This is a genomic window from Mucilaginibacter pedocola (assembly GCF_002013915.1).
GTDB lineage: Bacteria > Bacteroidota > Bacteroidia > Sphingobacteriales > Sphingobacteriaceae > Mucilaginibacter > Mucilaginibacter pedocola.
This window is the reverse complement of record NZ_MBTF01000008.1, coordinates 32435-51600: the sequence shown is the minus strand read 5'-3', so window position 1 is coordinate 51600 and position 19166 is coordinate 32435. Positions and strand designations below refer to the sequence as shown.

Genomic DNA, 19166 nt, shown 5'->3' with positions numbered 1-19166 from the left:
AATATGAACCCGGACGAGCAAAACCACCACCACGATGAGCAGGAAGCCCTGCGCATGGAAAATGAGTTTTTGAAACTAAAGCTACAGGCCGAGCATGGCGCACAGTCGTTCACCTCGGGCAATTTGCCACCCGAAGTAGAGCACAGTTTCCTGAAGAACATTATGGAATTTGAAAGTGCATGGGCCAGCAACAAGCGCACAAAAATAGCCGGGATTTTAGGCAACCCGCAATTCCCAAACGCAGATAGTTTGAGCGACGGTGCCATTGATACCGAACTGGAAAAAGTGACCTCCCTGCTGGCAGAACACCATATTGCGCTGGACTTTTTGGGCGAATACCCCAACCGCCTTAAATATGCTTTTATTATAGACGAATTGTTTGAGCACGAAGGCAATGGAATGATGATGCCCGGCATGACTACGCATTTTATTTACGAAGAGTTTCACCCCAACCACGAGCTGGACATCCGTAACCGTACCGAGGATTTTTTGAGAGGATGGTTTAAACGCGATATGAAGGGCGGGCAAGGCTTATCGCACGGGTTTATTGTAGCAGGTAATATTGAGCTTAATAAAGAGCAGGTTGTGCAGAGGTTCAAAAATATTTTTAACTCCTACCGCGCATTTACCAATGCCGAGTATGTAATTAGCAACATCCGTTTTGAATTTAAAGGCGAAACAGGCATGGGCCACGCCGAAGGGCTTGTAAAATACACCGCAATATTAGAGAATGGCGAAGAAGTGATAAAGAAAGGCCCGTTTAAAATTTACCTCTCTAATGAATACGACTGGTGGACCATATTCAGCGTAGTTTTCCCGGGGTTTGAATAAGCCTGGCTTTACTTTATTCGTAAAAAACAACGTTTTACAGAGGGCTGAATCTTTTTTCTATGCTCGGTGGTGCGCATAATTGTTTGAAGACACGCTGAAAAGCAAATAACACGGAGGGCATAAAGAAAAAAAATGCTATTTTAGCAAAAGTTAAGCCCCATTTAATGAAACCTGACCTTGTACACCCCAAGCGGGTGTTTTTCCCAAATCTGGATGGTTTGAGATTCTTCGCCTTTTTGGCTGTATTCATTCAGCATAGTAATTCCGTTTGGATTAGTAACATCGACTTTTATAGCCATGTGTGGCTGAGGGTAATTAAGATATTTTTATATTCAGCAGGAGATGGGGTTTCCTTTTTCTTCGTACTAAGTGGTTTTTTGATCACTTACTTAATAGTTAAAGAAAAATTCGAGAGCGGGAAAATTAACGTACTTTATTTTTACATAAGGCGGTGCCTGCGTATCTGGCCGCTCTATTTCCTGCTGGTGTTTTTGGAATATACCACATTACCTACCGTAGCTAACTATTTACACTGGGACATTGCAAAGGATATCCGGCCATTGTATGTAATAACCTTCCTTTCAAACTTTAACTTTTTAGAGATCGTTCGCCATGGCACCGTTAAATATAGTTTATTAGGTACATCATGGTCGGTAGCGGTAGAAGAGCAATTTTACCTCGTACTACCCCTACTCTTTTACTTTATCCCTCAAAAAGCTTATAAGTTCATATTTCCGGTTATTATTATTGCCTGCTACGCATTCAGGATAGCCCATGCAGGCGATAATTTATTTTTGTATTTCCATACCTTTTGCCTGTTTGGCGATTTGGCCATAGGGGGGCTTTTAGGTTACTATGCTTATACCTCAAAAGGATTTATTCTATGGCTAAAAGGTTTAAGCAGGGCTGTTATAGCAGGCGTATATATAGCGGGATTTTTATGGATATTCTATACTACTCAAATACATCACAACAGCGTATTATTCACAGCGCTGGGCAGGTTTGTTAATTGCGTGTTCTTTGCCTTCATAATTGCCGAACAATGCTTTTGCGAAAATTCATTCTTTAACCTGGCTAACAATAAGTTTGCCAGCAAATGGGGTAAATATACCTACGGTTTATACTTGTTGCACATCATGGGGATAATGATAACCTCCGACGTAGCAGGGCGTTTATTCCCGGGCGTAAAAATGGATACATTTTTAAAAGATGTTGCATTTCGCCTGGTAGCCTTGTTTCTGGCAATGCTTATATCGTATGTCTCTTACGAATTTTACGAGAAGCAATTTTTAAAACTGAAAGAGCGGTTTGCTATCATCAAAACCAATAAATACACCAAATAGTTATTAAACTAACGTATTTGTTAGGGCAATATTGGCATTTCAAATAGTTCAGCCTTGCTTATTCCATCAACCGGCGTATCATAGCGGCGCTTTGCTTGTTGCCCTCCTCCAGCCTTCCCTGGAAAAAGGCCTGCACCTCGTTAAAGTGTTTTTTGTAACCTTCCATATCGCCATAACCTATAATGGCGCTCCACTCGCGCACTGCGGAATGGAATTCCAAATCGTCGCCGCGGATGGTTTTATCGTATAGGGCTGTTTGGATAGATTCTTCCAGCAGGGCCTCGTTTTTAAACAGGTATTCGGCAATACCCAGCCTTAGCCTGAAGGGCGGCGTTTGGCATATCAGGTTATCATAAGGGTTTACGCCCAGGTGGTACCAGGCATCAACCATGCTTAATATGCTCAGGTGCGAGTTTGGCTTTTGGTGCCCGGCATCCTTGGCCAGCGAAAACTCCCGCATCACCTCTTCGGTAAACATAATAGGTTTGCGGCTTTCGTGGAAAACAAAATCGCGCGCGCGGTACAGCCTTTCGCGAAACTCCGCTTCCTCTTCTTTTATCATCAACTTAAACAGTTCCGATTCGGAATTGGCGTATTGTTTTACCTGTTGCCTGGCATAAGGGTTCAGGATGGCAAGCCCGGCATATACGTGGGCCTTGTAGCTGAAAATGCGCAGGGTAGTTAATATTTTTACATTGTCGATACCGCCACCGTAAGAAGCGTTCTCCCATGGAAAAAAACCGGCCGATTTCCAGGCCGTGCCCATACTTTCGAAACCTACGTGCGTAACGGCCTGCGTATCGGCCACTATTTTATCGTGCTCGTGGTAATCGGGTATTTCTACCACATCGGCTTCAACAGCGTTGAATAGTTCTGCTATTTCGCGGTACGAATCGCCCTGATGACGATGCGGGATCAGTATTAGTTTCTGCCCTTTGGGCTGAAAACCCGGCCCATGCATAGCGTGAAAAGTGATGATCTGCGCATCGGCAGGCAGGTATTTTTCGAACACGGCTATCTCGGGGTGTTTTACCGAAGTTTGCCCTGCTACAACTGCACCAAACCGGGTTGATGGGCCACACTCGGCCACCACCTGCTCCAGTTTATCAGCCTCTACCGAGTATATAATAAATGTACTCACGCGCGACACATCCTTGCCATTATCCATCATGGTGATGCCCCATGGCGCAAGTTCTGCTTCTAAACTTTCGCGGTTGGCGGGCAGGTCGCAGCCGCAAACGGTGTAGCCTGCTGCCGCAAACGCCTTGGCGTATAACCGCCCCATATCGCCCAAACCAATAAAACCTATATGCATATCACAAATAAAAGGCCTAATATATGCTTTACTAATTACACGTTGTTGCCTGCAAATTGCATCTTTTTTATATTTTTAGAATCTGAAACTTGCCTAAAGAGAAAATTTAAGAATATTTATTAGTATTTGTTCCTTAAAATTAATTTTGAAAACTTTGGGTTATATTTTACCGTTTAAAGTAATACATCGCTCCTGCTGAAAACTTGTTTACCCCCGATACACAACGTTATATGATAAAGTTACGGATACTAACCGCCCTTATTTTAACATTTGCCCTAACCGGCATTGCTGCAAACGGCTACGCGCAGGATAGCCTGAAAAAGACCAAACCCACAGCTGTAAAACCCGTAGCAACGCAGCCCGCCGCGGTTAAGCCTCCCGTAAAATATAACCCTTACGCTGCCAAACCGGCAACAACTTATAAGCCCACTACCGCAACACCGGCAGGGCAAACGCCGGTAACGCCCGGCGCTGCACCCGTAAAACCAGCGCAGCAATACGCTCCGGAAAATACCGCGATACTAACGGATAAAAGCCTTAACGGCCAATACCAATACCTGCTTACCAAGGTTTACCACTACCAACAACCGCTGATAATGGCCTTGTGGAAAAACGTAACAGACACGCTGGCCAGCACCCGACGCAAGCTGAACGAGGCCAATGGCAAATTAACCGTATCAACAAAAAAAGCCGATTCGCTGCAAACCGAGATAACTACTAAAGAGCAAAACCTATCAGCATCAAACGCGGTGGCCGATAGCGTGAGCCTACTGGGTATGCCGCTTACCAAAGCCACTTACAACTGGATAATGTGGGGGCTGGTAATAGGTTTTGGTGTAATTGCTGCTATTGTAATTGCCCGCTCGGGCGCGCACAGCCGCGAGGCCAGTTACCGCACCAAATTGTACAACGAGTTGGAAGAAGATTATAAAACCTACAAAGCCAAAGCCAACGAGAAAGAAAAGAAACTTGCCCGCGAATTGCAAACCGAACGCAATAAACTGGATGAGTTGCTGGGCAGAGGGTAAGCCCCCCTACCCCCTAAAGGGGGAGCAGTATACATTATATGAAAGCTTATCTATTTGGTTGGAACCCGCAGAAATTTGCCTGGGAAAATCTTGATGCCGACATTGAGAAGTTAAAAACCACGGGGCAATTGGTAGACAACTGGAGCGTTGCCAGCCATAAAACAATCCGCCCCGGCGATAGGGCTTACATTGTTAGGCTTGGGGTTGAGCCGAAAGGCATATTTGCATCGGGCATTATAGCGGGCGAACCCTATGTAGCATTCCGCAAAGGCAGACATTACCACCGCATCGAGATATCCATCGACACGCTCCTCAATCCTGATAAAGAACCCATCCTGAGTATGGACATCCTAAAAACAGGCGACTTGGCTATGCAAACATGGTCGCCGCAAGGCTCGGGTATTTCCATTAAACCCGAACTGGTAGACGAACTGGAAGGCGTTTGGCAATACTTCCTGAGCGAGCGCGGCAACTGATAGCTCTCAACGCCTAAATACAAGCACCTTACTTACCGAAACATCTGTAGCTATAACTTCGCCAAAAGTATTCACGGCAAGGCCTATTGCGCTATGCCCGACGAAACTCCCCTCACCTATTTTTTCTTTAACGGCGCCATTAACATCTGTTCTTAAAACATAATTCCCCGCCGCAATAAACAACCAACCGTTGTATGCTTTAACAGAATAGCAAGGCGCTCCTGCATCCCATGTGCGTTTAAAGTTACCGTCCCTATCATAAACCCTCACCATGGTATTATTGGGCGAGGTAACAAACACTTCGCCATTAAGGCAAGTAACGCCAAAAGGATAAGCATCAGTGGCCTGCCCGGGAGTTTTTATGGCACCATTAAATTTAAGGGTTACCAGCCCTGTTGTATCGTACCTTTTTACCAAATTGGTTTGCCCATCTACTATATATAATTTCCTTTCATCATCTTCGGCAACTTCCTCGGCGCTCTCCAGTTTTTCGTCGTACTGAAAACTCCAGCCCCATCGGCCAACTAAAAAACCTTCGGGATTAAAAATGGCAATAGAAGCTGTGCTTGGCGAAACGTTGGTGGTAAACAAGTTTCCGTTGCGTAAGGCCAACATACCGCGGGGTACAGGGGCAATCATCAGGTTAGTGATATACTTGCCATCGCGGCTAAACTTTTGTATCAATGAATTAACCTCATCGGCAACGAAAATATTACCCGCGGCATCTGTAGCCACGTGTTTGGCACTCACGAATTTACCCGAATCGCGCCCCATGCTGCCAAAGCTGTACCAAAGTGAGTAAGTTTTAGATAGCTTGAAACCGAAGTCTGCGGGGCTTAGCGCACTATACTCAGCAGCGCTGTTGTAGATCTTTACTTTATAGTAACGGTTTACGTGTGCTTCGCCGGCTTCATCGTTTATGGTTGTATCTGCGGTTTCAGTAAAAAGTTCAAAACCTGTTTCGGCATTTGCAGAACGGTATACCTGGTATTTTTTTGCCCCTGTTACCTTAGCCCAGCTAACAACAACCTTATCGTCGTACGCTCCCTTAGTTGCAGATAAGCCCGTTGGGGCCGATAATATATTAAGAACAGGAGGTTTCTCCGGCACAGGAGTAACCGGGTTATTCTTCCCGCAGCCAAAGCAAAGCATGGCCAACAAGGTTATAAAATAGAAGGGCTTCATAACTTAGGTTGTTGATAGGTTTATCAATCAAATATAACTATAAAATCGATTTAGCAAATCTTTTTTTCTATCTGCGCCTATGTGTTTTATCATGTCGCATACGCACCGCTAACGCGTCGTTATTACGCATTACAGCGAGGCTTATTTACGCTACCTTTGGTTTATCAAAACAAATTAAAATATGGCAACTCAAATTTTTGTGAATTTACCGGTTAAAGATCTTAACAAGTCGGTTGAGTTTTTTACGCAATTAGGCTACACCTTTAATGCTCAATTTACCAACGAACAGGCTACCTGCATGATCATTAGCGATACCATTTACGTGATGCTACTTGTGGAGCCGTTTTTTCAAACTTTCAGCACTAAAGAAATAGCCGATGCAACAAAGGTTGTAGAAGCTATAATTTGCCTTTCGGCCGAAAGCCGCGAAGCTGTTGACGAAATTTTAAATAAAGCATTGGCTGCAGGTGCTATCGCCCCAAAAGATAAAGTAGACTACGGCTGGATGTATAGCTGTAGTTTTCAGGATATTGACGGGCACTTATGGGAGTACGCCTGGATGGACCCTAATGGCATGCCGCAGCATCAATAATTAGGCCCTATAATTAAAGCAGCGTCTGTGTTTAGCTTTGCCCCGGGCGCTGCATTAATTGGCGGCAAGTATGGTACCGTAGTAAGTCTTATAGTTCTTGCTATCGTAAGCTGCTATGGTGGGTAACGAAATAGACGAAAGCGGCTTCTTCCCAGGCTTGATACTTACTTTTTCCCCTTGTACGAAATCGCTATGCATACTTGATAGTTCCAGCACGCGAATGGTATCTTTTTTATCAACCTCAATAATGCTTACCGATGCACAAGTTCCCCGGCCGCAGTAGATGCCGTTTTTAACGTGGGCTATTACTTTTGCGTTGCGAATGGTGTCGGTTAACTGGCCGTAGTTCCAGGTTTGTTGAGAAGTGGGTGTCTCCGCAGGGTTTTGAGGCGCCTGGGTTAGCATAGGCTTCTTATTGTTGCAGGCGACGATGGCGCTCATCGCCATTAACCAAAAGAGTATTTTAAAGAAGATGAATCCGTACCGAGTTGACATAAACTTATAAAATAGGATCCTGTCTATTATCCCAAAAGAACAATATCGCAACTTTATTATCTCTTACTTTGTAAAATAACGAGCAGTTTTTGTGAATGTAAGCCTTGCGGATATTGGGATTATCCTCGAGTGCCTGATAACTAAACGGGGAATGAGAAAGTGTTTTTAAAACCTTTTCGGTGCGCTTCTCAAATTTAGATAAAGTACGTTGCCCCCATTTATCAAACAGCTGATCTTGAACTGAAATAAAAGTACTATTTGCCCTCTTAGTAAAAGTTACTTCATAAATCATTTGATTGTACGAAAGTTCTTTTTGAATTCCTCCATCGAAATTGTTAGTCCGGCGTCAAATTCGGCTTCGCTTTCTGCTATTCCTTTTAAAACATGATCAGGCAACTTCCCGTCAGACTTTTTATCGAAAGAAACATCAAAAGCTTCGAAAAATGCTTCTATAGCACTTTCCTGCTCCTTAGTGGGATAAACTATATACGCTTCCATATCCAAATTTAATTAAAATTCTATTAAACACAAAAGAGCCACTCCTTTGCAAAAATGGCTCTTTCGTTTCAGATCTTCCGGTACTATCACACTTTGATCTCTACTTCAACACCGCTTGGCAATTCAAGCTTCATTAAAGCATCTACAGTTTTTGAGTTAGAGCTGTAGATATCCAACAACCTCTTGTAAGAGCACAGTTGGAATTGCTCGCGTGCTTTTTTGTTTACGTGTGGTGAACGTAATACAGTAAATACTTTTTTCTCGGTTGGCAAAGGCAGCGGTCCGCTTACTACAGCGCCGGTTGGCTTTACAGTTTTTACGATCTTCTCGGCAGATTTGTCTACCAGGTTGTAATCGTAAGATTTCAATTTGATCCTGATTCTTTGGCTCATTTTATTGTTTTTTATGGGATCTCACCGATTCACTGGCGATTTCACCGATTTGTTTAATTCACCATTCCTAAGAGCTATTTATTAGGTAATGGCGTTTATCTTTAATTACACCGATTAATCTGTGAGATCACTTCATAATCGGTGTAATCTTAAAAGTTATTATTCTACAGAACCTTTAACACGGCCTTTTGATTTAGCTACTACCTCGTCCTGTACGTTACGCGGAGCCGGTTCGTAGTGGTCAAATTCCATGGTTGAGGTTGCACGGCCCGAAGTGATGGTACGTAATTGAGTTACGTAACCAAACATCTCAGAAAGTGGTACCATTGCTTTGATAACTTGTGCACCGTTACGGGTGTCCATACCTTGCAGCTGGCCACGACGACGGTTCATGTCACCAATAACATCACCCATGTTCTCTTCCGGAGTTAAGATCTCGATCTTCATGATCGGCTCTAACAATACCGGTTTACATTTTGGCAATGCCTCGCGGTAAGCCGAACGGCCGGCGATCTCGAACGATAAAGCATCTGAATCGACCGCGTGGAACGAACCATCGATCAACCTTACTTTTAAGTTGGTAAGCGGGAAGCCAGCCAGTACACCGTTATCCATTGCAGATTTGAAACCTTTCTCAACAGATGGGATGAACTCGCGCGGTACAGCACCACCAACGATCTCGTTAACGAACTCAAGGCCCTCTTTACCTTCTTCTCCCGGAGAAATAACAACCTGGATGTCGGCAAATTTACCACGGCCACCAGTTTGTTTCTTGTAAGTCTCGCGGTGTTGAGTAGAACCGGTGATAGCCTCTTTGTAAGCTACTTGCGGAGCACCCTGGTTAACCTCAACTTTGAATTCGCGTTTCAAACGGTCCATCAAAATATCAAGGTGAAGCTCGCCCATACCGCTGATAACGGTTTGGCCGGTATCCTGGTCTGTTTGTACGCGGAAGGTTGGATCCTCTTCGGCCAGTTTACCTAAAGCGATACCCAATTTATCAACGTCGGCCTGAGTTTTAGGCTCAATAGCCAAACCGATAACCGGATCAGGGAATACCATCGACTCCAGCACCAATTGGTGTTTCTCGTCGCAAAGGGTGTCACCTGTTTTGATATCTTTAAAGCCTACTACCGCAGCAATATCACCTGCACCTACGTTAGGGATAGGGTTTTGCTTGTTAGCGTGCATTTGGAATATACGAGAGATACGCTCTTTTGATTCAGAACGCATGTTGTACACGTATGAACCCGCATCAAGGTTACCCGAGTAAACACGGATAAAGCAAAGGCGACCTACGAATGGGTCGGTAGCAATTTTAAATGCCAAAGCAGCAAATGGCTCTTTCACATCCGGTTTCACCAATATCTCGGCACCGGTATCAGGGTTAGTACCCACAACACCTTTAGAGTCAAGCGGCGAAGGCATCAACTCCATTACGTAGTCAAGCATGGTTTGTACGCCTTTGTTTTTGAAAGACGAACCACAGGTCATAGGCACAATTTTACCGGCCAAAGTAGCCTGGCGCAATGCGTCTAATACCTCACGCTCGGTGATAGTAGTTGGGTCTTCGAAGAATTTCTCCATCAGCGAGTCGTCGAATTCGGCAACAGCTTCAAGTAATTTTTCGCGCCACTCGGTAGCTTCGTCAAGCATATCAGCAGGGATAGGCACTTCGGTAAAGGTCATACCTTTATCGTGCTCATTCCATACGATACCACGGAAGTTGATCAGATCAACCACGCCTTTGAACTGGTCTTCGGCGCCAATTGGCAACTGCAATGGGATAGCTGTACTGCCCAGCATTTCTTTAACCTGTTTTACCACGTTCAAGAAATCGGCACCGCTACGGTCCATTTTGTTAACGAAACCAATACGTGGTACGTTGTAGTTATTAGCCAAACGCCAGTTGGTTTCAGACTGCGGCTCAACACCGTCAACAGCCGAGAATAAGAACACCAAACCATCCAATACACGCAGCGAGCGGTTTACCTCTACGGTAAAATCCACGTGGCCGGGGGTATCAATAATGTTCATGTGGTAGTTGTCGCCACGGTATTTCCAGTTAACGGTAGTAGCAGCCGAGGTAATAGTGATACCACGCTCCTGCTCCTGCGCCATCCAGTCCATTGTAGCGGCACCTTCGTGTACCTCGCCTATTTTGTGGCTAACGCCCGCATAGTAAAGAATACGCTCGGTGGTAGTAGTTTTACCGGCATCGATGTGAGCGGCAATACCTATGTTTCTTGTGTATTTAAGATTTCTTGACATTATAATTTTTTTTTGATTCCACCGATGTTATCAAATGATTACACCGATAATGCAATCATAACAAAATCGGTGTAATCCAATATTAAATCGGTGTAATCCTTTTAGTTTAGAAACGGAAGTGAGAGAACGCTTTGTTAGCCTCAGCCATTTTGTGCGTGTCTTCTTTCTTTTTAACAGCAGCACCTTCGCCTTTAGCAGCTGAGATGATCTCGCCGGCCAATTTCTCCATCATGGTTTTTTCGCCACGACGACGTGCATAGCTAATTAACCATTTCATACCCAAAGCTACTTTACGCTCCGGACGAACCTCGGTAGGTACCTGGAAGTTAGCACCACCTACACGGCGGCTTTTTACTTCTACAGCAGGCATTACGTTGTTCAGGGCTTTTTTCCAGCTATCTAAACCGTTCTCGTTGGTTTTTTTCTCAACAATCTCGATCGCGTTATAGAAAATAGTGTAAGCGGTAGATTTTTTACCGTCGAACATCATGTTATTAACAAACCTGGTTACCAAAACTTCGTTAAATTTTGGATCAGGAAGAAGGATTCTTTTTTTAGGTTTTGACTTTCTCATTATTAATTATCCTCCTTTAATTATTTTTTCTTTTTAGCTGGAGCGCCTTTTGTTGGAGCTGCTGCCTGACCTGGTTTAGGGCGTTTAGTACCGTATTTAGAACGGCGTTGGTTACGGCCGGCTACACCTGATGTATCCAATGCACCACGGATGATGTGGTAACGTACACCTGGTAAGTCTTTAACACGGCCGCCACGGATCAAAACAATTGAGTGTTCCTGTAAGTTGTGGCCTTCACCTGGAATGTAGGCGTTAACTTCTTTACCATTTGTAAGGCGCACACGTGCAACTTTACGCATTGCTGAGTTTGGTTTTTTAGGGGTAGTGGTGTACACACGGGTGCACACGCCTCTTCGCTGTGGACAGCTGTCCAACGCTGGCGACTTACTCTTGTCAACCAGAGCTACTCTACCTTTTCTAACTAATTGCTGAATAGTAGGCATTTTTGCTTTTTTGTAATTACTTTTTTAATCCCGGTTTTCGGGACTGCAAAGGTAGGTACTATTTTGTGATTTTCAAGGGCTTGCGTAAAAAAGTTTTTGGGAAGAGCGGTTCCGTCGTAATTGAGGGCGATAAAACCCGTAATATCTTATTTTCAAACGCTTTAAAGCTATATTTGGCGGTATATCTAAACCTCGTATATGTTATTTAAATTCTATAGCAAAGCCGTCATCGGCCCGTCAGTATTTGTACTGCTAGCAAACATTATTTACGCAATAGCCTACGCACGGCTTAGCAATTACAAAAGTGAGTGGGAAACGGCCGATTCAAATGCGAAGTATATGCTGATATTCGGTGTTTTTAACTCAGTTGTAATAGGCATTCTTTCGCTGCCGATATTTTTAAATACCTATCCCTCTATAAACAGCAACCCGCTGTTACGCTTGCTAAGCTGGTTTTTATTACCGGCCACTTGGCATATGTTCATCTTCTGGGTAAGCAGCCAGGATTATTCGGCTTCTGAAGATCTTATAGAAAACCCTTTCATTTTGGCAGCAATAAATACGTGGCCTTATATTTTAGGATTGTGGTTTACTTACAAGCAATTTCATAAACAAATTTCCAAGGCGGTATAAAAGCACCAAAGGATGGAAGTACCCAAGAAGGAGCCTTTCAAAGAATATTACCGGCACGGCTTAAGCTTAGATAGTATTTATTATTTTTGCTTTATGAAAAAAAACCTCCTTATCGCAATTGCCGCATTTTTAATTGTTGGCTGCTCAAAAAACAATAATGAAACACCTGTTATCCCCTTAAAAGATGATATAGTAGCCACATGGGCCTCTACGTCTGATATTGAAGTGATAACAAAAGATGGTGCCTACTGGAACACCTTTACAATACCCGGCTACGTATCACTTACATTTAAGAATGACGGAACCGGCACCAAATTATGGAAAGACTCGCTGCCACGTAAATTCACGTACTCCATTAGCGAGAATATCATAACGTTCAACTTTGAGGAGGTGCCTATGCCTGATGGCGCTGTTGCGGTTGCATTTACAGAGCACCTCGAGGTAAAATCCATTACAGCCAATAAGCTTGTACTAATTTACCAGGACGATGTAACTCAGAATGGAAGTTTGTATCATACGGTAGAAACTCAGGAGTTTTCCCGATAAAATACTAACAAGTTTCTGCTTTTTTAAAAGGCCAGTGTAGTGTTGATTTATTTTCGCCCTTGCATATGAAAAGATCTGACAACTTTATAAAGTTGTCAGATCTATAGACCTCTACTTCCTCACCCACTCCAGCGGCCTGTCATTCACAAATGCCTTCCATATCCTTCCCTGTTCATCTTTTGTGAACTTCAGCGTAAAGCCCGGCTCTTCGTTATAAAAATCAAATTCATCAACCCTGAAAAACTCCAGTTGCCCGCCATCCCACGATTGGGTTATTACCAGTTTATTACCTACGGCGCTTATGTCCAAAAACATCCCGTTATCGGCACGCTTGTACTTGCCTTCAAACATTTTCAGATGAGCAGTTGAAGTGGGTGCGCCTTTCTCCAGCGCTTTTATATGATTAATGGTAGCTACATTGGTGCTATCGAGCATTAGGGCCTTTCTGTAACTGGTCAATGCTAAGTTTGCCCCGCCTAAATTTTCTGCGGCAGCGGCAACCCTGCTATAGGCGAGCGGGCTTTGAGGGAATAACGTCGCCTGTTGTTTGAAAATAGCTAAAGCCTCCCTGTTTTTGCCCTGCTTTAGCAATACATTCCCATAATAATTAAGGTCGGCTTCCGAAAATTGCTTGCCTTTGCGGGCCAGGCCATTAAATATCTTGCTTACATCATCAAACCCATGTTTTCGTAAAGCAGCAAAAAGTTCGGGCATGGCATCGGGATTATCGTAGCGGAAATGTTGTGCGCGCATGGTGAGCGCCGTTTGTCGGCCCAAAAACAGGCTAACGATCTGGTCGGCGGCTTTTAACGCTTTGCCGCGTGTGAAAAATACCAGGCTTTGCCCCTTGCCCGGGTTAGCTACGAATAGCGAAATAAAATCATCCGTTTTGCCCCAATGCCATATCAGGTTTTGTTTATTACCCTGCTCCAGGCCCACGCCCAGCCCCCAGTTAAAAGTTTTGTCCGTATCGGCTGCCGAAGGCGTTTTGGTTTGCCTGCTAAACATGAGTTTTTGCGTAGCGGGCTTTAGACCTTTGCCGGCAAGCAGGTTTTGCAGAAACACGTTATAATCGTGTGCATTGGTCAACAAACTGAAGGCCGCATTCGGTAGCATGGGCGCCAGGTCGGGGCTTACGGGGCCAAGCACCTCGGCATCCATATTGTTGCTTTGCACATAGGTGCTGCTTTGCATGCCCAGCGGCTTAAATACTTCCTGCTGCATTAGTTGCTCAAAAGGCATAGCGGTAATTTTCTCCACTACTTTTTGCAGGAACCAATACCCCTCGCCCGAGTAAGAATAACCACTGCCCGGGGCGAAAAGCAAGCGCACGGGCTCGCCTGTTTCAAAGTCGGGGAACTCGGCCAGTCCGCTGGTATGGCTAAGTACCATGCGCGCGGTGATCATGCTGTAGCGCGGGTCCTTCGGGTCGTAGCGGTTGTAGCTGCCGATGTAGCGCATTAAAGGTGTATCTAATGATAACACTCCCCTATCGCAAAGCCTTAGTACTGCATAAGCAAAAACCGTTTTGCCCAACGAGCCTGCGCGAAAGATAGTGGCACTGGTTACCGGCTTCTTAAGCCCTGCTTTTGCCGTGCCAAGGTTGTATGCGGTTGTTTTGCCATTAACAGTACAGGCGAGCTGAATGCCCGGCAAGCCGTTATCTTCTAAAATGGTTTGCAGTTGCTTTTCCGTTTGTGCTTTTAGCGAAGCGACGGTTAAGAATGAAAAAAGGAAACAAAGGATATTTTTCATGAAAGGTGTATTAAAGGCACCTTTCAAATATATCTAAATTTTGAAATAACAAAATTAAATTTTATAAATTAATAAATAATCAAAATATTAATTTAATATTATCATTTAAAAACACTCTGTATAAATTAAAATTCGGCAAACTAAGCATAGCAGAAGAACCAACGAAATTGACAATCAGAATTTTATTTAATTTTTAATATAATTATTATACTATAAATATAAAATTAGAGTTATCTACCTAATTAATCGAATTTACAACCGGTTAGTTAATAGTTAGTTAAAGATTGAACGAAAGCAGGTATAGCGCAAGGCCAAGCCTGCTTTTCTGTTTTACGGGATTTTGGTAAAGTCGTCGTCGAGCACGGTTTTGCTACTGTTGCTTAGCTTAACGTGCTTTATTTGGCCTGTTCCTTCAAAGCGGAAGCACAGGCCTGCAACCTCTTTAATGGTTTGGGTAATGGGCGTATTAAATACCTGCTTGCCATTCAGGCTTACGGTAAGCAGCATATTTTTAACGCTACAACTAAAATGCTGAAATTGGTTTTGGTCGCAGCCAAAGGCGCTTAGGTCATGGTCTTTGCCCCGTATCCAGTCGGACGAGGTGAACATGATCTGGTTAGATATACAGCCCGGATTAGTAAGCGGGATAATAATGGCATTGCGTTTCCCCAAAACGTATATCATCACATTACGGCAAGCCGCTTCTTCGGGCGTGGAGGTATTTCGCAAAGTTGCCTCTAAAGTAAAGTCGCCCCCATCTATACCGAACTCTTTTACGTTATAAAAGCTCACATGGCGGCCCGTAAAAACCGCAGAGCCTGTTTTGCCCGCAAAGGTTTTGGCTGATACGCCCATAGCACCGGGCAAACTAATATCTGCCTTGCTTAAATAAACCGGCGCGGGTTCTTTTTCAACTATGCCCTGCCAGCCGTTGGTTTTAATGTATACAGGTGTTTCTTTCATCACCTTTCCGCCGCTTATTAGTTTGGCGGTAAAGTAGCCGGGGTAATAGTAAAGCGATGTATGCTCGGTGCCGATAGTGGCTATACTTTCGGTGCGCCGGGGGTCCCAGGTTTGTTGTAGCGTAACACTATCGCCGGGTAATGATGAGGCATCGTAATTAAACACAACCGAGTTGGGCAAGCCTTCGGCTACCACCCTCGCCTCAAATTTTACAGGGGCATTTGATGCCACGCGCATGGTTTTTTCGGGCTTTATTATCCAGGCCAAAATAGCCGTTATCACCACAAAAATGGCTACCAGCGCAAATGCAACAGGGAGTATTTTTCTTTTCTTAGCAACAGGCGGCGAAGTTATTACTGCAGGTTCGGCAAGTTGCACATCAACATCCTGCTTAAAAGCTCGCCAATCATCAAAACCACTAAAACGGGCAAGGGCATTTAGCGTGGCGGCATTGGGCGTACTATCATACTTTACTTTTCCCCAAATCCTTTTCAGCGTAGTGATGCTAAGCATAGTACCCGTACGCTCCAAAAACATGGCGCTTAGCTTTTCAAAATCAAGGTCGCTCCAGTTGCTGCATTCGCCCCAACCCAGTGCCGTTTCGACTTTTTCGCGCCAGCGTGATATGTAAAAAGCCTCGGTTTGCATAGCTAAAATGCCTTGAATGTATTTGAATGGACTTGAATATGGCGGTGTGGCAGGCACCCATCAATTTAGCCTAAAATTAAAAATTAATTATGAAAAAGAACTTCCCTAAACATGCCCTGCTAATGGTAATTACTGCGCTGCTTATTACAGTAAATACCTTCGCGCAAACAAAAACAGCAAAGCCCTTAAACATCCCATTTGAACCCGCCAGATGGGACACCACAATGCAAAAGGTAGAATTTACAACTTACAAGGGCGCCAAAGCCATGAAGATATTGCCCGGCAATAAACAGGTACTGCTAAAAGATGTAACGTTCACCAATGGCACCATAGAGTTTGATACCCAACCCGTAGACGTTACCAAATCGGGCTTCCTGAGTATTTATTTCCGCAGGCAGGACGCCAAAGAGAGCGAATTGGTTTACCTGCGTTGCGCTAAGGATGAAACTGCGCAACGTAACGATGCCATACAATATGCCCCCATCATCCACGGCGTAAACCTTTGGGACCTGATGCCCCACTACCAGGGGTCGGCACCTATTAAGAATGAGGACTGGAACCACTTCAAACTCGTTATCTCAGGCCAGCAAATGAAGGTTTACCTCAACAATATGGAGAAACCTGTTTTAGAAATTCCGCGGTTAGAAAGCAATGCCACGGCTGGTGGATTGGCTTTCGATGGGCAGGCCTACTTTGCCAACCTGGTTATAAAACCCAACCAAATCGAATGGCTCTCGCCCCAGCCAGGCGCCGATCTAACCAACCACGACATTAATTATATCCGCCGCTGGGATGTAACGGCCTCGCAATTCCTTGAAAAAGGGCGCGAATTACTGCGCGAGGACCTGCCGACCGACACCACCAAATGGCAACCCATTGTAGCCGAGCGCCGGGGGCTAATAAACCTTACCCGCGTATATGGCGGTATAGAAAACCGTGGCGGCGGCGTGCAAAACAAAAACCGTTACGTATGGCTCAAAACCAAAATACGCTGCGCCAAAGCCCAAACGGTTAAAATGCAACTGGGTTTCAGCGATGAGGTATACGTATTTATAAACGGCGGCTTAATTTACACCGATAAAAACCAATACCCGCAACCCATACGCAAGTACCCCGACGGGCGGATGGATATTGCCAACTCCACATTCGAGATACCTTTAAAGGAAGGCGATAACGAACTGGTGATAGGTGTATCCGCCTATTTCTACGGCTGGGGCATTGCAGCAAGGATGATGAATATGGAGGGGATAACGGTGCAGCAGGAATAACAATGGACTGCGAGGGACGGGCTTTCGTCGCCGTGGGGTCCCTTCTCGTCACCGCAGGGTCTCCTGAAAGGGACCCTGCGGGAAACGGAATAACTTCTTTTTCACACCCTAAATAACTATCTTAGGCTGTCTCAATAAAACCTCATCCGCATGAAAAAAACAGCCCTTGCCTTATTTAGCCTTTGCGCACTTTTTGCCTGCAAACCCAAAACCGCAACCGATAGCGCCGCCGCCGGCGATGCCGCTTTCCAAAAATTGGCAGACGATTATATAGAGGGCTACCTGGCTATGCGCCCGGCGAATGGCGTTTACCTGGGCTACCATCAATATGATGGTAAAGTGACGGATGTGAGCAAGGCATCGTTGGATAAGGAATTGGCACGCCTGAAGGATTTTGACAGCAAACTTGCCGCAACGGATACTACCGCGCTGAGCACCCGCGCTTTTTACGATTACCGTATGCTGCGCTCGGCCATTAAGCAGGAGATATTTTCATTTGAGGATATGCACAGCTTTACCGATAACCCCATGACCTACGCCGGGGCGGTTGATGTGAGCATTTACGTAAAGCGCGATTTTGCGCCGATTGAGGAGCGCGTGAAGTCGATAATAGCTATAGAAAAACAAGCAGGCAAAATAATGGCCGATGCAAAGGCCAACCTTAAAGATACCCTGCCAAAGCCTTTTATAGAAACCGCCATTTTAATAGCGCGTGGTTCGGCATCGTTTTTAGGCAATGACCTGAAAATTGCGCTAAAGGATGTAAAGAACGATACTTTGATGAAGGCATTCAACGTGGCTAACGATGCCGCCATTGTTGCTATAAACGGTTATGCCGACTACCTCACTAAAGAGAAACTGCCCAAAGCCACCAATAAATACGCCATAGGTGCCGCCAATTATCAAAAAATGCTACTTTACAACGAGGGCATTACGTTAACACCGGCACAAATACTGGAGCTGGGCTTAAAGGAACTGAAGAAGGAGCAGGAATCGTTCAACGCGGCTGCTAAAATTATCAACCCAAATAAAAAACCGGTTGATGTTTATAACGACCTGCAGAACGAGCACCCTACCGCGGCAAGTTTATTGCCAGATGCCCGCAAGAACCTGGAGAAGATAAGGCAATTCCTGATCGATAAGAGTATCCTTACCATGCCATCGGAAGTACGCGTGAAGGCTGAAGAAACGCCGCAATATGCCCGCGAAACCAGCACGGCATCTATGGATACGCCAGGCCCTTTCGAAACCAAGGCTACCGAGGCATACTATTACATTACCCCTGTTGACCCAAAATGGACCGCCAAACAGCAAGAAGACTGGCTGAAGCAATTCAACTATTATTCAACCGATATTGTTACCATACACGAGGCCTATCCCGGCCACTACACGCAGTTTTTGCACCTGAATGCGTCGAACGCTAACAGGCTCGAAAAAATATTTGCCAGCTATGCTTTTGTAGAAGGCTGGGCACACTATACCGAAAAAATGCTGGTTGATGAAGGTTATGGTAACAACGGAGATGCTGTAACGGCTGCTAAATACCGTTTGGCACAATCGGGCGAGGCATTATTGAGGCTTTGCCGCCTGTGCGTATCGGTAAAAACGCATACCCAGGGCATCTCGGTAGATGAAGGCACCAAGTTTTTTATGGATAATTGGTACCAGGGCGATAAGCCATCGCGCCAGGAAGCTATCCGCGGCACATTCGACCCGGGTTACTTGTTCTACACCATTGGCAAACTGGAGTTATTAAAGCTTCGCGAGGATTATAAAAAACAGGAAGGCGCTAATTACTCGCTCAAAAAATTCCACGATGCGGTTTTGGATAACGGTATGCCACAAGTAGGCCTGCTGCGCGAGTTGCTGTTGAAAGACAAAGCTACGTGGAAGGATGTGCTGTAGACGCG

The 19166-nt window shown here is 44.9% G+C and carries 20 protein-coding genes; 9 read left to right on the top strand and 11 right to left on the bottom strand.

Features of this window, described 5'->3' with window-relative positions; translation table 11 throughout:
- The first annotated feature begins 3 nt into the window (after positions 1-3).
- Together BC343_RS10660 and BC343_RS10655 are read left to right on the top strand one after the other, a co-directional pair.
- A complete protein-coding gene (locus BC343_RS10660) occupies positions 4-831 on the top strand; it encodes a hypothetical protein (protein WP_078347771.1) in 828 nt (275 codons plus the stop codon).
- A gap of 164 nt (positions 832-995) precedes the next feature.
- Positions 996-2174, top strand: a complete 1179-nt coding sequence (locus tag BC343_RS10655; RefSeq protein WP_078347770.1) for an acyltransferase family protein — start codon at positions 996-998, stop codon at positions 2172-2174.
- A gap of 58 nt (positions 2175-2232) precedes the next feature.
- On the opposite strand, the gene BC343_RS10650 is transcribed toward BC343_RS10655, so the two are convergent.
- On the bottom strand, positions 2233-3489 hold the full coding sequence (locus BC343_RS10650; RefSeq protein ID WP_078347769.1) for a prephenate dehydrogenase: 1257 nt from the start codon (positions 3487-3489) through the stop codon (positions 2233-2235).
- A 230-nt stretch (positions 3490-3719) separates the two neighbouring features.
- Between BC343_RS10650 and BC343_RS10645 the strand changes: the two genes are divergently transcribed.
- Positions 3720-4517, top strand: a complete 798-nt coding sequence (locus tag BC343_RS10645) for a hypothetical protein (protein ID WP_143822143.1) — start codon at positions 3720-3722, stop codon at positions 4515-4517.
- Positions 4518-4555: 38 nt separating this feature from the next.
- Positions 4556-4993, top strand: a complete 438-nt coding sequence (locus BC343_RS10640) for an EVE domain-containing protein (RefSeq protein ID WP_078347767.1) — start codon at positions 4556-4558, stop codon at positions 4991-4993.
- A 6-nt stretch (positions 4994-4999) separates the two neighbouring features.
- On the opposite strand, the gene BC343_RS10635 is transcribed toward BC343_RS10640, so the two are convergent.
- Complete coding sequence (locus BC343_RS10635) at positions 5000-6178, bottom strand: NHL repeat-containing protein (RefSeq protein ID WP_078347766.1); 1179 nt, start codon at positions 6176-6178, stop codon at positions 5000-5002.
- A 181-nt stretch (positions 6179-6359) separates the two neighbouring features.
- Here BC343_RS10635 and BC343_RS10630 point away from each other — a divergent pair, with 181 nt between their 5' ends.
- A complete protein-coding gene (locus BC343_RS10630) occupies positions 6360-6770 on the top strand; it encodes a VOC family protein (RefSeq protein ID WP_078347765.1) in 411 nt (136 codons plus the stop codon).
- 54 nt (positions 6771-6824) lie between these two features.
- Here BC343_RS10630 and BC343_RS10625 read toward each other — a convergent pair whose 3' ends face one another.
- From BC343_RS10625 to rpsL, 7 genes are all read right to left on the bottom strand, one after another.
- A complete protein-coding gene (locus BC343_RS10625) occupies positions 6825-7265 on the bottom strand; it encodes a hypothetical protein (protein ID WP_143822142.1) in 441 nt (146 codons plus the stop codon).
- Between the two features lie 4 nt (positions 7266-7269).
- Positions 7270-7557 carry a type II toxin-antitoxin system RelE/ParE family toxin gene (locus tag BC343_RS31210; protein ID WP_078347763.1) on the bottom strand — a complete coding sequence of 96 codons (288 nt, stop codon included), beginning with the start codon at positions 7555-7557 and terminating at the stop codon, positions 7270-7272.
- Entirely contained in the window at positions 7554-7763 is a 210-nt protein-coding gene (locus tag BC343_RS10615; protein WP_078347762.1) for a hypothetical protein, read from the bottom strand. The genes BC343_RS31210 and BC343_RS10615 overlap by 4 nt, the downstream gene beginning before the upstream one ends.
- Before the next feature lie 86 nt (positions 7764-7849).
- Positions 7850-8155: a 30S ribosomal protein S10 gene (gene rpsJ, locus BC343_RS10610; protein ID WP_078347761.1), complete on the bottom strand. Its 306-nt coding sequence runs from the start codon at positions 8153-8155 to the stop codon at positions 7850-7852.
- A 159-nt stretch (positions 8156-8314) separates the two neighbouring features.
- On the bottom strand, positions 8315-10426 hold the full coding sequence (gene fusA / locus BC343_RS10605; RefSeq protein WP_078347760.1) for an elongation factor G: 2112 nt from the start codon (positions 10424-10426) through the stop codon (positions 8315-8317).
- Positions 10427-10532: 106 nt separating this feature from the next.
- On the bottom strand, positions 10533-11000 hold the full coding sequence (rpsG, locus tag BC343_RS10600; protein ID WP_078347759.1) for a 30S ribosomal protein S7: 468 nt from the start codon (positions 10998-11000) through the stop codon (positions 10533-10535).
- 20 nt (positions 11001-11020) lie between these two features.
- A complete protein-coding gene (gene rpsL / locus BC343_RS10595; protein WP_067190071.1) occupies positions 11021-11443 on the bottom strand; it encodes a 30S ribosomal protein S12 in 423 nt (140 codons plus the stop codon).
- Positions 11444-11641: 198 nt separating this feature from the next.
- Between rpsL and BC343_RS10585 the strand changes: the two genes are divergently transcribed.
- Positions 11642-12076: a hypothetical protein gene (locus BC343_RS10585; protein ID WP_078347757.1), complete on the top strand. Its 435-nt coding sequence runs from the start codon at positions 11642-11644 to the stop codon at positions 12074-12076.
- Positions 12077-12169: 93 nt separating this feature from the next.
- Positions 12170-12622: a lipocalin-like domain-containing protein gene (locus BC343_RS10580; protein WP_143822141.1), complete on the top strand. Its 453-nt coding sequence runs from the start codon at positions 12170-12172 to the stop codon at positions 12620-12622.
- A 111-nt stretch (positions 12623-12733) separates the two neighbouring features.
- Here BC343_RS10580 and BC343_RS10575 read toward each other — a convergent pair whose 3' ends face one another.
- Together BC343_RS10575 and BC343_RS10570 are read right to left on the bottom strand one after the other, a co-directional pair.
- On the bottom strand, positions 12734-14377 hold the full coding sequence (locus BC343_RS10575; protein ID WP_143822140.1) for a serine hydrolase: 1644 nt from the start codon (positions 14375-14377) through the stop codon (positions 12734-12736).
- A gap of 330 nt (positions 14378-14707) precedes the next feature.
- A complete protein-coding gene (locus BC343_RS10570) occupies positions 14708-15988 on the bottom strand; it encodes a hypothetical protein (RefSeq protein ID WP_078347754.1) in 1281 nt (426 codons plus the stop codon).
- Positions 15989-16077: 89 nt separating this feature from the next.
- On the opposite strand from BC343_RS10570, the gene BC343_RS10565 reads away from it, so the two are divergent.
- On the top strand, positions 16078-17256 hold the full coding sequence (locus tag BC343_RS10565) for a hypothetical protein (protein ID WP_078347753.1): 1179 nt from the start codon (positions 16078-16080) through the stop codon (positions 17254-17256).
- Positions 17257-17406: 150 nt separating this feature from the next.
- Positions 17407-19161 carry a DUF885 domain-containing protein gene (locus BC343_RS10560; RefSeq protein ID WP_078347752.1) on the top strand — a complete coding sequence of 585 codons (1755 nt, stop codon included), beginning with the start codon at positions 17407-17409 and terminating at the stop codon, positions 19159-19161.
- Positions 19162-19166 lie beyond the last annotated feature (5 nt).